We start from the raw sequence: 229 nt of genomic DNA on the forward strand, positions 1-229 counted from the left end.
GACCAAAGATGAGCATTTGCAGGATGGTCATGATGGAAATTGGGATAATGAAAGCAACAAACCCATGACCGATAAAAATAAGATGCTTGAAAAAACCAATTCTAAGCGTGTTTTCAAAAACGAACTAAAAGGTCTTGGATTGGTAGTAGCGATTGGATTCGGCGTCGGATTAACGATTGGTTTTATTACCACTCTTGCGCAATCCGGAATAACACCTGACACACTTAAG

The 229-nt window shown here is 39.7% G+C and carries 1 protein-coding gene; it reads left to right on the plus strand.

Features of this window, described 5'->3' with window-relative positions:
* The coding region (locus tag AC2FA3_RS15720) for a hypothetical protein (RefSeq protein ID WP_490510415.1) at positions 1–229 on the plus strand (229 nt) is incomplete at both ends.

The sequence above is a fragment of the Janibacter sp. CoH_79_TC_3 genome, from assembly GCF_058197955.1.